We start from the raw sequence: 12913 nt of genomic DNA on the forward strand, positions 1-12913 counted from the left end.
ATTAAAGTGATAAAGAGAATCTACAAAATCAATCTCCCTTTTAAACTATGATGGATCTTTTAGAAGTGCACGTGTAGGACAATTTTTGATGGCCTCCAGAACATCTCTGGTCTCAGCGATTTCTCTTTGCAATTCAACTGGATCATCGCAAAATCGAACGATTCCATTATCATGGTAATCAAAGAGTTCAGAATAGGTTTGGCAAAGCCCGCAGGCGATGCACCGTTCAGGTATAAGTGTGAGTTTCATATTTATATTGTAATAAGAAAGTTTAAAAAATACAAGGAGTAAGGTATGGCAAAGGAACCATGGCAAGAAGATATCTATGAAAATAGTGAGGAAGAATCAAGATCAGAGCGTCGTCGCCGTAAACAAAAAGGAAAAGGCGCTGTTGCGAATCGTGTCTTAACAGTTCTAGCTAGCCTCTTCTTTGTGATCGTTGTAGCGATGGTAGTTGTATTGATTTACTTATCAACCGGAGGAAGCAATCGTACTTCATCTTTGAAGGACTTCTATGATACATCGTCTCCTTCTACAAGTTCAAGTTCTAAAGTAGAAGCATCGTCATCTTCAAGTAGCAAGGTAGAAGAAACATCTTCTTCTGAAACAACTCCTTCAGAGAGCAGTTCAGAAGAACACACAGAAGGAGAGGGAACACTCACTGTGCATCCTGGAGAGGGTGAGGCAGCTCTTGCTCAGCGTGCAGGGATTTCCATTGCCCAGTTGGAAGCGTTAAATCCTTCTCATATGTCATCTGGATCTTGGTTTGCCAATCCAGGTGATGTGATCAAGACAAGATAGGAGTCGGGAATGAAGACAATTCAAATTGCTATTGATGGTCCAGCTTCCAGTGGTAAGAGTACGGTTGCAAAGATTGTCGCTAAAGATTTTGGTTATACTTATCTCGATACGGGCGCTATGTACCGTGCTGCGACTTATATAGCTCTCAAAAACCAGTTGGATGCAGGAAAAGTAGAGCAACTTTTGGAATTGCTTGATCAACATCCCATTAGTTTTGGACGTTCAGAAACAGGTGATCAACTTGTTTTTGTAGGGGATGTGGATATCACTCATCCTATCCGTGAAAATGAAGTGACCAACAAGGTTTCAAGCATTGCTGCCATTCCTGAAGTGCGTGAGAAACTTGTTTCGCTCCAGCAAGAGATTGCCCAGCAAGGTGGTATCGTCATGGATGGGCGTGATATTGGGACAGTTGTTTTACCACGAGCTGAACTCAAGATTTTCCTAGTGGCTTCTGTTGAAGAAAGAGCAGAGCGTCGTTACAAGGAAAATATTGCTAAAGGGATTGAGACTGACTTGGAAACGCTGAAAGAAGAGATTGCGGCGCGTGACTACAAGGATAGTCATCGTGAAACCTCACCTCTCAAGCAGGCTGAGGATGCAGTTTATCTTGACACAACTGGACTAAGTATCCAAGAAGTGGTCGAAAAAATTGAATCAGAAGCAAAAAAATATATGTCCTAGGGACGAGAGGAGCAGGCTAGATGATGCCTGCTCCTTTTCTCTCTTTTGCGCGCGTTTCAAAACAGTCTTTTTGGGAGAATTTTGATAAAATAGTAATATCAATAAAAAGGACGGAAGCATGACAAAGAAAATCATAGCCATTTGGGCCCAGGATGAAAAAGGTGTGATTGGGAAGAAAAATCGTCTCCCTTGGCATTTGCCGGCAGAGTTGCAACATTTTAAGGAAACAACTTTAAATCATGCCATACTGATGGGACGAGTGACCTTTGATGGCATGGGACGTCGTCTGCTTCCAAAACGGCAAACCCTGATTTTAACGCGCAATAGCGAAGAGGTCATAGATGGGGCGCTCGTATTTCAAGATGTGGAGTCTGTTTTAGCGTGGTATCAGAGTCAAGAAAAAAATCTCTATATCATTGGCGGAAAACAGATTTTTCAGGCTTTTGAGCCTTATTTAGATGAAATCATCGTGACACAGATTCATGCTCAGATAGAGGGAGATACCTATTTCCCTGAGGCGTTTGACTTGTCTCGTTTTGAGACGGTCGCAAGCAAATCTTACACCCGAGATGAGAAAAACGACTATGATTTTACCATCGAATACCGAGATAGAAAGGAAGTCTAATGGAGCGCAGTATATTTGGATTTTTCACAGCTTTTTTGTGTGTAATCTGTATCTTGACTGGAGCACAGGCTTTTCGTAAGAAGCGCTATGGACTGTCTGCCTTACTCTGGTTGAATGCCTTTACCAATCTGGTAAACAGTATTCATGCTTTTTACATGAACTTATTTTAGATAGAATGATAAATTAGAATGGAAGGAAATCATGCCTACAAATAGGAAAAATGATATGATGGTTTATTGCTCATTTTGTGGCAAAAGCCAAGAAGAAGTAAAGAAAATAATCGCTGGGAACAACGCTTTTATCTGTAATGAATGTGTGGAGTTGGCCCAGGAAATCATTCGGGAGGAGTTGGCCGAGGAAGTTTTGGCAGACTTGTCTGAAGTGCCAAAACCAATCGAGCTCCTCAATATCTTGAACCACTATGTGATTGGTCAAGATCGTGCCAAACGTGCCTTGGCAGTGGCTGTATACAATCACTATAAACGCATCAATTTCCACGATACGCGTGAAGAGTCAGAAGATGTGGATTTGCAGAAGTCAAATATCCTGATGATTGGCCCAACTGGTTCAGGGAAAACTTTCTTGGCTCAGACCTTGGCTAAGAGCTTGAACGTGCCTTTCGCTATTGCAGATGCGACAGCTCTGACTGAGGCTGGTTATGTGGGTGAGGACGTGGAAAATATCCTCCTCAAACTTTTGCAGGCTGCTGACTTTAACATCGAACGTGCAGAACGTGGGATTATCTACGTGGATGAAATTGACAAAATTGCCAAGAAGAGCGAGAATGTGTCTATCACACGTGACGTTTCGGGCGAAGGGGTACAACAAGCCCTTCTCAAGATTATCGAGGGAACTGTCGCTAGCGTGCCACCTCAAGGAGGACGCAAACATCCACAACAAGAGATGATTCAGGTGGATACTAAAAATATCCTCTTTATCGTGGGTGGTGCTTTTGATGGCATCGAAGAAATTGTGAAACAACGTCTGGGAGAAAAAGTCATCGGTTTTGGCCAAAATAACAAGGCGATTGACGAAAATAGCTCCTACATGCAAGAAATCATCGCAGAAGACATTCAAAAATTTGGTATTATCCCTGAGTTGATTGGACGCTTGCCTGTCTTTGCAGCTCTTGAGCAATTGACGGTTGATGACTTGGTTCGCATCTTGAAAGAGCCAAGAAATGCCTTGGTCAAACAATACCAAACCTTGCTTTCTTATGATGATGTTGAGTTGGAATTTGACGATGAAGCCCTTCAAGAAATCGCCAATAAGGCTATCGAACGTAAAACTGGTGCGCGTGGTCTTCGCTCAATCATTGAAGAAACCATGCTAGATGTTATGTTTGAAGTACCAAGTCAAGAAAATGTGAAATTGGTTCGCATCACGAAAGAAGCTGTCGATGGAACGGAAAAACCCATCCTAGAAACAGCCTAGAGGTGACTATGGAACTTAATACACACAATGCTGAAATCTTGCTCAGTGCGGCTAATAAATCCCACTATCCGCAGGATGAACTGCCAGAGATTGCTCTAGCAGGACGTTCAAATGTTGGTAAATCTAGCTTTATCAACACCATGTTGAACCGCAAAAATCTTGCTCGTACATCGGGGAAACCTGGTAAAACCCAGCTGCTCAACTTCTTTAATATTGATGACAAGATGCGTTTTGTGGATGTACCAGGTTATGGCTATGCCCGCGTTTCCAAAAAGGAACGTGAAAAGTGGGGGCGCATGATTGAGGAGTACCTGACGACTAGGGAAAATCTCCGTGCCGTGGTCAGTCTGGTGGATTTTCGTCATGACCCGTCAGCAGATGATGTGCAGATGTACGAATTTCTCAAGTATTATGAGATTCCGGTTATCATCGTTGCGACCAAGGCGGACAAGATTCCTCGCGGTAAGTGGAACAAGCACGAATCAGCAATCAAAAAGAAATTAAACTTTGACCCAAGTGACGACTTCATCCTCTTTTCATCTGTCAGCAAGACAGGGATGGATCAGGCTTGGGATGCAATATTAGAAAAATTGTGAGGGAAAGAAATGGCAAAAACAATTCATACAGACAAAGCTCCAAAAGCTATCGGACCATATGTTCAAGGAAAAATCGTTGGCAATCTTTTGTTTGCTAGCGGTCAAGTTCCCCTATCTCCTGAAACTGGAGAAATTGTAGGAGAAACGATCCAAGAACAGACAGAACAAGTCTTGAAAAATATCGGTGCTATTTTGGCTGAAGCAGGAACAGACTTTGACCATGTTGTCAAAACAACTTGCTTCTTGAGCGATATGAATGACTTTGTTCCTTTTAACGAGGTTTACCAGACTGCCTTTAAAGAGGAATTTCCAGCTCGTTCAGCTGTAGAGGTTGCACGTCTTCCTCGTGATGTAAAAGTCGAAATTGAAGTGATTGCAGAGATTGGATAAGCTAGTTGAAGTTTGGCTCTGCCAAACTTTTTTTGATATAAGGAGAGATAGATGACAAAGAAACAACTTCACCTGGTGATTGTGACAGGGATGAGTGGCGCAGGGAAAACGGTAGCCATTCAGTCCTTCGAGGATTTGGGATATTTCACTATTGACAATATGCCACCAGCCCTCTTGCCAAAGTTTTTGCAGTTGGTTGAGACCAAGGATGATGACCATAAGTTAGCCCTAGTAGTCGATATGCGGAGCCGTTCTTTCTTTTCAGAGATTCAGGCTGTTTTGGATGAATTGGAAAACCAAGACGATTTGGACTTCAAAATTCTCTTTTTAGACGCAGCAGATAAGGAATTGGTGGCACGCTATAAGGAAACTAGACGAAGTCACCCTCTAGCTGCAGATGGTCGGATTTTAGATGGCATCAAGCTGGAACGCGAACTCTTGGCACCTTTGAAAAACATGAGCCAAAATGTGGTGGATACGACCGAACTCACTCCGCGTGAGCTTCGTAAAACCATTGCAGAGCAATTTTCAGATCAAGAACAGGCCCAGTCTTTCCGTATCGAAGTCATGTCTTTTGGATTCAAGTATGGTATCCCTATCGATGCAGACTTGGTCTTTGATGTCCGTTTCTTGCCAAACCCATACTACCTCCCTGAACTTCGCAATCAGACAGGTGAGGATCAAGCAGTTTATGACTATGTGATGAATCATGAAGAGTCTGAAAGTTTTTATCAACACTTACTCGCCTTGATTGAGCCCATTTTGCCAAGTTACAAAAAAGAAGGCAAGTCTGTTTTAACCATTGCAGTAGGATGTACAGGTGGACAGCACCGTAGTGTTGCCTTTGCTAAGCGAATCGCTGAGGACCTTGCTAAAAACTGGCCTGTCAATGAAAGCCATCGTGACAAAGACAGAAGAAAGGAAACGGTAAACCGTTCATGAGAAAACCAAAGATAACGGTAATTGGTGGAGGAACTGGTATCCCCGTCATTTTGAAAAGCTTGCGAGAAAAGGATGTTGATATCGCAGCCATCGTAACGGTAGCTGATGATGGTGGATCTTCTGGTGAACTAAGAAAGAATATCCAACAGCTGACACCACCAGGTGATCTTCGCAATGTTCTGGTAGCCATGTCGGATATGCCTAAGTTTTATGAGAAGGTTTTTCAGTACCGTTTCTCAGAAGAGGCTGGAGCTTTTGCGGGTCATCCACTGGGGAATATCATCATAGCTGGGCTCTCTGAAATGCAAGGGTCCACTTATAATGCCATGCAGCTGCTAAGTCTCTTTTTCCACACAACAGGAAAAATCTACCCCTCAAGCGATCAGCCTTTGACACTGCATGCAGTCTTTAAAGATGGTTCTGAGGTGGCAGGTGAGAGCCACATTGCAGATCATCCAGGTATGATCGACCATGTCTATGTGACCAATACCTTGGATGATGAAATACCCCAAGCCAGCCGTCGAGTGGTCAATACTATCCTCGAGAGTGATATGATCGTCTTGGGGCCTGGTTCCCTCTTTACATCGATTTTGCCCAATATTGTCATTGAGGAGATTGGGCAGGCTCTCTTGGAGACTAAGGCAGAGATCGCCTATGTCTGCAATATCATGACCCAGCGTGGGGAAACAGAGTACTTTTCAGACAGTGACCACGTGGAAGTCCTCCATCGACACTTAGGTCGGCCTTTTATCGATACGGTCTTAGTTAATATCGAGAAGGTTCCTAGAGAATACATGGATACCAACCGTTTTGATGAATATTTGGTTCAGGTAGAGCATGATTTTGCTGGTCTTTGCAAGCAGGTTCCTCGTGTGATTTCATCCAACTTCCTTCGTTTGGAAAATGGAGGAGCCTTCCATGATGGCGATTTGATTGTAGACGAATTGATGCGCATCATACAGGTGAGAAAATGAGTTTTACAGTTGCAGTAAAAGAAGAAATTCTTGGTCAACACCATCTCAGTCGTCATGAATTGTCTGCCATCATCAAGATGTCTGGCAGTATCGGTCTCTCTACTTCAGGCCTGACCTTGTCCGTCGTGACCGAAAATGCCAAGTTAGCTCGTCATCTTTATGAGTCTTTTCTCCATTTTTATGACATCAAGTCAGAAATTCGTCACCATCAGAGAAGCAATCTTCGCAAGAATCGTGTCTACACGGTCTATACCGATGAGAGGGTGCAGGAGCTTTTGGCTGATTTGCGGCTTGCGGATTCCTTCTTTGGTTTGGAGACGGGTATTGATCCCGATATCTTAGCAGATGAAGAAGCTGGTCGTGCTTACTTATGTGGGGCCTTTCTGGCAAATGGTAGCATCCGAGATCCGGAGTCTGGTAAGTATCAGTTGGAGATTAGTTCCGTTTATCTGGACCATGCACAAGGATTGGCCTCTCTCCTCCAGCAGTTTTTGCTGGACGCTAAGGTTATTGAGCGAAAGAAAGGTGCAGTTACCTATCTCCAGCGGGCAGAAGACATTATGGATTTCTTGATTGTGATTGGGGCCATGCAGGCGCGTGATAATTTTGAGCGCGTCAAGATTTTGCGTGAAACTCGTAACGATCTCAATCGAGCCAATAACGCTGAAACAGCCAATATCGCTCGGACGGTTTCTGCTAGTATGAAGACCATTAATAATATCAGTAAAATCAAAGATAGAATGGGTTTGGAAAATTTACCTGTGGATTTGCAAGAGGTGGCTCAGTTGCGAATCCAGCATCCAGACTACTCTATCCAGCAGTTGGCAGATAGCCTGAGCAATCCCCTAACCAAAAGTGGCGTCAACCACAGACTCCGAAAAATAAACAAGATTGCTGATGAACTATAAAACCACGGATTGTTCAATCCGTGGTTCTTTTCTTATAAACTTGTTGAGTGTTTTGGTTGCACTTTTTGGTCAGGGTCGATGTAGTTAATGGCATTGTTAACAGCTGTTGGAGCTTCCCCTAGTCCTGTCGCAATCAAATCAATTTTTCCTTCATAGTAGCAGCAGTCGCCGATAGCATAGATACCTGCTTGGCTAGATTCTTGCTTGCTATTGACGATAATCTTGTGACGGTTGAGGTCTAGACCCCAATTTTTAAGATTTCCGACAGATGATTTAAAACCATAGTTGACAAAGAGATGGTCTACTTCGATAGTTTCGGCTTCATCTGATTTGACTTTGGTGATTTCTAGTTTGTCGAGTGTTTTTCCATCTCCGAGAAGTTGGCTAGGGACGAACGGTGTTTTAATGGTTACAGACGATTCTTGCAGGGCTTGCACACTATGTTCCAAGGCGCGGAAATTATCTCTGCGGTGAACGAGAGTAGTTGGGGCAATCTTTTCAAAAGCTAGAGCCCAGTCCACAGCTGAGTCTCCCCCACCAAGGATGGTTACTTTCTTGCCAGCGTATTGTTGGATATTGGAAACGTGGTAGTGGATATTTTCATAGTCTTCAACGTTCTCCAATTCGAGCGGACGTGGCTTGAAGGCGCCACCACCCATAGCAATGATAACGGTTTTAGTCAGGTGACTTCCCTTGTTGGTTGTAATGGTAAATCCTTGATCTTGTTTATTAATTTCAAGAACGGTTTCATTGAGATGGATAGGGGTATCAAAGCCGTTTAGCTGTTCAATCAAGCGATTGGTTAGCTCTTCCCCAGTTAAGTTTGGAAAACCTGGCACGTCAAGGATTTGCTTTTCAGGGTAGAGGATGGCTGGTTGACCACCGAGCTGGGGAAGGGAGTCGATGATTTGGACTTTGGCTTGGCGTAGGTGAGCGTAAAAGGCAGCAAAGAGCCCGACAGGACCGCCACCTATAATGGTAATATCATAGAGTTGAGACATGATTTCTCCTTTGTTTTTTCTAGTCAGTTTATTTTATCATATTTTTGCTTAATTTAAAATGAGGTAGGATAGGGAAAAAATGGGCAAAAAATGGTATAATGATGAGTAAAGTGTTTTGACAGGGAGGAGGCCAAGGATGAATTTTCAACAATTATCCAATTTACAATACTGGACGAGTTTGTTTTCAAGTCCTTGGAGTATAGTCACCAATCTGATTGATATTCTCATTGTGACTTATATTTTATATCATTTTACTAAAGCTATTGCAGGCACCAAGATTATGATATTGGTCCGTGGGGTCTTAGTTTTTATTCTAGCCCAGATTCTTTCCAATATGATTGGTTTAACGACTATTTCCTGGTTAATCAATCAGATCATCACCTACGGGGTGATTGCAGCGGTGGTTATCTTTTCACCAGAGATTCGGACTGGTTTGGAACGATTGGGCCGGGCTACTGATTTCTTCTCCAATGCCCCTATTAGTGCGGAAGAGCAGATGGTTCGTGCATTTGTGAAATCAGTTGAATACATGAGTCCTCGTAAGATTGGGGCGCTTGTAGTGGTTCAGAGAGTGAGAACCTTGCAGGAATATATCTCGACAGGGATCCCTTTAGATGCTAAAATTTCGGCTGAATTGCTTATCAATATTTTCATTCCCAATACTCCCTTGCATGATGGTGCTGTCATTATCAAGGAAGACCGGATTGCTGTAACTTCAGCCTATCTACCCTTGACTGAAGATACCGGGATTTCCAAGGAGTTTGGAACGCGTCACAGGGCGGCGATTGGTTTGTCGGAAGTGTCAGATGCTCTTACCTTTGTGGTTTCGGAAGAAACGGGTGGAATCTCCATCACCTATAATGGAGTCTTTAAGCACGATTTGACCTTGGAAGAGTTTGAATCTGAATTAAGAAGAATCTTACTTCCAAAATCAGAGAAAAAGCAAGGTCTGAAAGAGCGCTTGCTAGGAGGATTGAAACATGAGAAAAAATAGTCTATACATCATTTCTTCCTTCTTTTTCGCCTGCATTCTCTTTATCTATGCAACTTTGACAAACTATCAGAATAGCAACAGTGCCAGACAGGTGCGGACGGAGACTTATACAAACACAGTTCTTAATGTCCCAATTGATATTCAGTATGACAGTGATCAGTATTTTATCAGTGGTTTTACATCTGAGGTGACGGTCTTTCTAACAGGGTCAAACAGAGTTGCTTTAGCGAGTGAGATGCAGGAAAGTACCCGCAAATTTAAGGTGACGGCTGATCTTTCTGATGCTAGTGTAGGAACCATCGAAGTTCCTCTGACTATTGAAAATTTACCGAGTGGTTTGACGGCTGTTGCGACACCGCAAAAGATAACAGTGAAGGTTGGTAAAAAAGCAAAACGAGACAATGTCATTGTTGTGCCGGAGATTGATCCTAGTCAGATTGATTCTCGCGTGAAAATCGATACAGTTACTGTATCAGATGAAAAAGTAACGGTTATTAGTGATGAGGAAACCCTCTCCAAAGTAGATCGTGTCATTGCTATCTTACCGACGAGTGAACGGATAACTGGAAACTACTCGTCCTCTGTTCCTCTACAAGCAGTCGATAAAAATGGAAATGTCTTACCAAGCGTCATTATGCCGTTTGACACAACTATGAAAATTACAACAAAAACAGCAACGTCTAGTTCAAGTAACTCGTCAACAAGTTCCTCAGAAGGCAGTTCGTCTTCAACGAGTTCAGAAACAAAATCAGATTCGTCTAAACAATAATAAATAATAGAAAAGGATGATAAATAAAATGGGTAAATATTTTGGGACCGATGGAGTCCGTGGAGAAGCAAACGTAGAACTGACACCAGAATTAGCCTTTAAACTGGGACGTTTTGGTGGATATGTTCTTAGCCAACACGAAACAGAAGCCCCTAAAGTCTTTGTAGGACGTGATACACGTATCTCAGGAGAAATGTTAGAATCAGCCTTGGTGGCAGGTCTTCTCTCTGTAGGGATTCACGTCTACAAACTTGGTGTCCTTGCAACACCAGCAGTAGCTTACTTGGTCAAAACTGAGGGAGCCAGTGCAGGTGTTATGATTTCTGCCAGCCACAACCCAGCCCTCGATAATGGGATTAAGTTCTTTGGTGGGGATGGTTTCAAACTTGATGATGAAAAAGAGGCAGAAATTGAAGCCTTGCTAGATGCTACCGAAGACACTCTTCCTCGTCCAAGTGCCGAAGGCTTGGGAACCTTAGTGGACTATCCAGAAGGTTTGCGTAAGTATGAAGGCTACCTTGTTTCAACTGGAACGCCTCTTGAGGGAATGAAAGTGTCCTTGGACACAGCGAACGGTGCAGCGTCTACAAGTGCTCGCCAGATTTTCGCTGATCTTGGTGCTCAGTTGACAGTTATCGGTGAGACACCAGATGGTCTTAATATCAACTTGAATGTTGGTTCAACTCACCCAGAAGCTCTTCAAGAAGTAGTCAAAGAAAGCCAATCAGCTATCGGTTTGGCTTTTGACGGAGACAGTGATCGCTTGATTGCTGTCGATGAAAATGGCGACATCGTCGATGGTGATAAGATCATGTACATCATCGGAAAATATCTTTCTGAAAAAGGACAGTTGGCTCAAAACACCATCGTAACAACCGTTATGTCTAACCTTGGGTTTCATAAGGCCTTGGACAGCGCAGGTATTAACAAGGCAGTGACTGCTGTTGGAGACCGCTATGTCGTTGAAGAAATGAGAAAATCAGGCTACAACCTTGGTGGTGAACAGTCTGGTCACGTTATCTTGATGGACTACAATACAACTGGTGATGGTCAATTATCAGCTGTTCAATTGACTAAAATCATGAAAGAAACAGGCAAGAGCTTGTCTCAACTAGCATCAGAAGTGACGATTTACCCACAAAAACTGGTCAATATCCGAGTGGAAAATGCCATGAAAGAGAAAGCCATGGAAGTACCAGCCATCAAGACAATCATCGAAAAGATGGAAGAAGAGATGGCAGGGAACGGTCGTATCCTTGTCCGCCCAAGTGGAACAGAACCCCTCTTGCGTGTCATGGCAGAAGCGCCAACAACAGAAGAAGTGAACTACTACGTAGATACGATTGCTGCTGTTGTTAAAGATGAAATCGGAATTGACTAAAGCCTAGAAAACTAGATGAAATGATAAAAATGTGGTACAATTGCATAGTAAATTGTAGCAATGGGAGAGAAAAATGAATCTTAAACGAGAACAAGAATTTGTTAGCCAGTATCACTTTGATGCTCGTAACTTTGAATGGGAAAATGAAAATGGAGCTCCTGAAACCAAGGTAGACGTGAACTTTCAGTTGCTCCAACATGACCAAGAAAATCAAGTGACTTCGCTTGTCGTTATCTTGAGCTTCATGATTGTCTTTGACAAATTTGTCATCAGCGGAACGATTTCCCAAGTTAACCATGTGGAAGGTCGTATTGTCAACGAACCAAGCGAATTTAACCAAGAAGAAGTCGAAACCTTGGCACGTCCATGTTTGAACATGCTCAATCGTTTGACGTATGAAGTAACAGAAATCGCCTTGGATCTTCCAGGGATCAATTTGGAGTTTTAGTCATGAAATTAGCTGTCATTACAGATTCTTCAGCCTATTTAGAGGAGAAGACGCTGCAAAGAGAGAATCTTTTTATCTTGGATATTCCTGTCAATATTGATGGAGAGGAGTATGTTGAAGGTGTCAATCTAACTGCTGAGGAATTTTATCAAAAAATGGCTCAGTCTGCAGAATTGCCTAAAACTAGTCAACCGAGTATTGCCAAATTGGATGAGATTCTAAGTTCCTTGAAAGATGAAGGCTATACCCATGTCTTGGGACTCTTTCTTTCGTCAGGAATTTCAGGCTTTTATCAGAACATCCAATACATGTTGGATGAGTATGATGACTTGACCATTGCCTTTCCAGATACCCATATCACAAGTTCCCCTCTAGGATTTATGGTAGAGAGTGCCTTTGAATGGGCAGAACAAGGCGATGATTTTGCCCAGATTCAGGAGAAGTTGGGGATTCAAATTGCTGATAATTCAGCCTTTATCATAGTAGATGACCTCGACCACTTGGTTAAAGGAGGACGTTTGTCAAATGGGGCAGCCATCTTAGGGAATCTCCTCAGTATCAAGCCTATTCTTTATTTCAATGACCAAGGTGTGATTGAAGTTTACGAAAAAGTTCGTACAGAAAAGAAAGCAATTAAACGTTTGGTGGAAATCATCAAGGAGTTGACAAAAGATGGGAACTACCGTATAACAGTCATCCATGGGAACGCTCCTCAAAAGGCAGCGGATTTACGTCAGCTTTTGATGGAGAGTGGTGTGACTGCTGAAATTCCAATTGAAACCTTTGGTAGTGTCATTGGGACCCACCTTGGAGAAGGTAGTATCGCCTTGAGCTATACACCAATCGTCTAAATTGTTTTTACAAGCTTTGTATCTTAGCAATTGAACACGGCCTACCTGCCTCTTGAAAAAAGATGCCTGTCTTGCCTTTCATGGAAAGTCAGCGCCATTCCCTATTTTTCATGGG

17 protein-coding genes are annotated in these 12913 nt (G+C 42.9%); 15 read left to right on the forward strand and 2 right to left on the reverse strand.

Annotated elements, in window-relative coordinates; all coding sequences use genetic code 11:
- Positions 1-45: 45 nt before the first annotated feature.
- Complete coding sequence (locus DB729_RS04325) at positions 46-249, reverse strand: ferredoxin (protein ID WP_165442223.1); 204 nt, start codon at positions 247-249, stop codon at positions 46-48.
- Between the two features lie 45 nt (positions 250-294).
- On the opposite strand from DB729_RS04325, the gene DB729_RS04330 reads away from it, so the two are divergent.
- The 10 genes from DB729_RS04330 (at position 295) to whiA (ending at position 7354) form a co-directional block, all read left to right on the forward strand.
- On the forward strand, positions 295-801 hold the full coding sequence (locus DB729_RS04330; protein ID WP_001040924.1) for an SAG1386/EF1546 family surface-associated protein: 507 nt from the start codon (positions 295-297) through the stop codon (positions 799-801).
- A gap of 9 nt (positions 802-810) precedes the next feature.
- On the forward strand, positions 811-1485 hold the full coding sequence (gene cmk / locus DB729_RS04335; protein ID WP_033584442.1) for a (d)CMP kinase: 675 nt from the start codon (positions 811-813) through the stop codon (positions 1483-1485).
- Positions 1486-1603: 118 nt separating this feature from the next.
- Complete coding sequence (locus DB729_RS04340) at positions 1604-2110, forward strand: dihydrofolate reductase (RefSeq protein WP_109290159.1); 507 nt, start codon at positions 1604-1606, stop codon at positions 2108-2110.
- Positions 2110-2280: a hypothetical protein gene (locus DB729_RS04345; RefSeq protein ID WP_000442251.1), complete on the forward strand. Its 171-nt coding sequence runs from the start codon at positions 2110-2112 to the stop codon at positions 2278-2280. The genes DB729_RS04340 and DB729_RS04345 overlap by 1 nt, the downstream gene beginning before the upstream one ends.
- A gap of 31 nt (positions 2281-2311) precedes the next feature.
- On the forward strand, positions 2312-3544 hold the full coding sequence (clpX, locus tag DB729_RS04350; protein ID WP_002874765.1) for an ATP-dependent Clp protease ATP-binding subunit ClpX: 1233 nt from the start codon (positions 2312-2314) through the stop codon (positions 3542-3544).
- Positions 3545-3552: 8 nt separating this feature from the next.
- Positions 3553-4140, forward strand: coding sequence for a ribosome biogenesis GTP-binding protein YihA/YsxC (yihA, locus tag DB729_RS04355; protein ID WP_000422603.1), 588 nt, complete (start codon positions 3553-3555; stop codon positions 4138-4140).
- 9 nt (positions 4141-4149) lie between these two features.
- On the forward strand, positions 4150-4530 hold the full coding sequence (locus tag DB729_RS04360) for a RidA family protein (protein WP_001140420.1): 381 nt from the start codon (positions 4150-4152) through the stop codon (positions 4528-4530).
- Positions 4531-4581: 51 nt separating this feature from the next.
- Positions 4582-5472 (forward strand): RNase adapter RapZ, encoded by an 891-nt coding sequence (gene rapZ / locus DB729_RS04365; RefSeq protein WP_000163039.1) that lies wholly within the window; start codon positions 4582-4584, stop codon positions 5470-5472.
- Positions 5469-6446, forward strand: a complete 978-nt coding sequence (locus DB729_RS04370; RefSeq protein ID WP_109290158.1) for a YvcK family protein — start codon at positions 5469-5471, stop codon at positions 6444-6446. The genes rapZ and DB729_RS04370 overlap by 4 nt, the downstream gene beginning before the upstream one ends.
- The gene (gene whiA, locus DB729_RS04375; RefSeq protein WP_000011266.1) at positions 6443-7354 is read left to right on the forward strand and encodes a DNA-binding protein WhiA; all 912 of its coding nucleotides are present in this window, start codon (positions 6443-6445) and stop codon (positions 7352-7354) included. The genes DB729_RS04370 and whiA overlap by 4 nt, the downstream gene beginning before the upstream one ends.
- A gap of 32 nt (positions 7355-7386) precedes the next feature.
- On the opposite strand, the gene DB729_RS04380 is transcribed toward whiA, so the two are convergent.
- Positions 7387-8355 (reverse strand): NAD(P)/FAD-dependent oxidoreductase, encoded by a 969-nt coding sequence (locus tag DB729_RS04380; RefSeq protein ID WP_109290157.1) that lies wholly within the window; start codon positions 8353-8355, stop codon positions 7387-7389.
- Positions 8356-8491: 136 nt separating this feature from the next.
- Between DB729_RS04380 and cdaA the strand changes: the two genes are divergently transcribed.
- From cdaA to DB729_RS04405, 5 genes are all read left to right on the forward strand, one after another.
- Positions 8492-9349, forward strand: a complete 858-nt coding sequence (cdaA, locus tag DB729_RS04385; RefSeq protein ID WP_001011078.1) for a diadenylate cyclase CdaA — start codon at positions 8492-8494, stop codon at positions 9347-9349.
- Positions 9336-10118, forward strand: coding sequence for a CdaR family protein (locus DB729_RS04390; protein WP_001230922.1), 783 nt, complete (start codon positions 9336-9338; stop codon positions 10116-10118). Before cdaA ends, DB729_RS04390 begins: the two co-directional genes overlap by 14 nt.
- A gap of 28 nt (positions 10119-10146) precedes the next feature.
- On the forward strand, positions 10147-11499 hold the full coding sequence (gene glmM, locus DB729_RS04395; RefSeq protein WP_109290156.1) for a phosphoglucosamine mutase: 1353 nt from the start codon (positions 10147-10149) through the stop codon (positions 11497-11499).
- Between the two features lie 73 nt (positions 11500-11572).
- Positions 11573-11947, forward strand: coding sequence for a DUF1149 family protein (locus tag DB729_RS04400; RefSeq protein WP_001050092.1), 375 nt, complete (start codon positions 11573-11575; stop codon positions 11945-11947).
- Between the two features lie 2 nt (positions 11948-11949).
- Complete coding sequence (locus DB729_RS04405) at positions 11950-12798, forward strand: DegV family protein (RefSeq protein WP_109290155.1); 849 nt, start codon at positions 11950-11952, stop codon at positions 12796-12798.
- Positions 12799-12913: the final 115 nt, after the last annotated feature.

Origin of the sequence: Streptococcus halitosis (assembly GCF_003143695.2) — a bacterium.
GTDB lineage: Bacteria > Bacillota > Bacilli > Lactobacillales > Streptococcaceae > Streptococcus > Streptococcus halitosis.

Bases quoted from the DNA above. Each gene is read 5' to 3' on its own strand.
- cdaA (WP_001011078.1), top strand. From the start codon at position 8,492: ATGAATTTTCAACAATTATCCAATTTACAATACTGGACGAGTTTGTTT.
- DB729_RS04400 (WP_001050092.1), top strand. From the start codon at position 11,573: ATGAATCTTAAACGAGAACAAGAATTTGTTAGCCAGTATCACTTTGAT.
- DB729_RS04405 (WP_109290155.1), top strand. From the start codon at position 11,950: ATGAAATTAGCTGTCATTACAGATTCTTCAGCCTATTTAGAGGAGAAG.
- DB729_RS04370 (WP_109290158.1), top strand. From the start codon at position 5,469: ATGAGAAAACCAAAGATAACGGTAATTGGTGGAGGAACTGGTATCCCC.
- DB729_RS04360 (WP_001140420.1), top strand. From the start codon at position 4,150: ATGGCAAAAACAATTCATACAGACAAAGCTCCAAAAGCTATCGGACCA.
- glmM (WP_109290156.1), top strand. From the start codon at position 10,147: ATGGGTAAATATTTTGGGACCGATGGAGTCCGTGGAGAAGCAAACGTA.
- clpX (WP_002874765.1), top strand. From the start codon at position 2,312: ATGCCTACAAATAGGAAAAATGATATGATGGTTTATTGCTCATTTTGT.
- cmk (WP_033584442.1), top strand. From the start codon at position 811: ATGAAGACAATTCAAATTGCTATTGATGGTCCAGCTTCCAGTGGTAAG.
- DB729_RS04345 (WP_000442251.1), top strand. From the start codon at position 2,110: ATGGAGCGCAGTATATTTGGATTTTTCACAGCTTTTTTGTGTGTAATC.
- DB729_RS04325 (WP_165442223.1), bottom strand. From the start codon at position 249: ATGAAACTCACACTTATACCTGAACGGTGCATCGCCTGCGGGCTTTGC.
- DB729_RS04340 (WP_109290159.1), top strand. From the start codon at position 1,604: ATGACAAAGAAAATCATAGCCATTTGGGCCCAGGATGAAAAAGGTGTG.
- yihA (WP_000422603.1), top strand. From the start codon at position 3,553: ATGGAACTTAATACACACAATGCTGAAATCTTGCTCAGTGCGGCTAAT.
- DB729_RS04330 (WP_001040924.1), top strand. From the start codon at position 295: ATGGCAAAGGAACCATGGCAAGAAGATATCTATGAAAATAGTGAGGAA.
- whiA (WP_000011266.1), top strand. From the start codon at position 6,443: ATGAGTTTTACAGTTGCAGTAAAAGAAGAAATTCTTGGTCAACACCAT.
- DB729_RS04380 (WP_109290157.1), bottom strand. From the start codon at position 8,355: ATGTCTCAACTCTATGATATTACCATTATAGGTGGCGGTCCTGTCGGG.
- DB729_RS04390 (WP_001230922.1), top strand. From the start codon at position 9,336: ATGAGAAAAAATAGTCTATACATCATTTCTTCCTTCTTTTTCGCCTGC.
- rapZ (WP_000163039.1), top strand. From the start codon at position 4,582: ATGACAAAGAAACAACTTCACCTGGTGATTGTGACAGGGATGAGTGGC.